Annotated in this window: 1 protein-coding gene; it reads left to right on the plus strand. The window is 49.6% G+C overall.

The genetic code is table 11. The features are described from left to right. Window positions 1–54: 54 nt before the first annotated feature. The coding region (locus ACYVTD_RS18450) for a 2Fe-2S iron-sulfur cluster-binding protein (protein WP_461249048.1) at window positions 55–339 on the plus strand (285 nt) is incomplete at its 3' end.

Here is a 339-nt window from a genome sequence, read left to right on the forward strand (position 1 = left end):
GAATGTATGCATACCTGTAAATTCGGCGCGATATCTAAGAGTTAGGAGAAGAAAATGGTAAACATAACAATAAACGGAAAAGCGTTAGAAGTTGAGCCGGGAACTACGATTCTTCAGGCCGCGAAAAAAGTGAACGTGAAAATCCCCACCCTTTGCTACAGCCCGGACCTTTCCCCTTGGGCGTCCTGCGGCATTTGTATCGTAAGAATGTCGATGGGCGGGGCGCCTAAGATGGTTCGCGCGTGCATTACCGCCTGCGAAGACAAAATGAACATAACCACGCACGATCCCGAAATTATCGCCGTAAGGCGCACGGTGCTGGAACTGATCCTTTCCAAC

This window comes from Treponema sp. R6D11, assembly GCF_054786075.1.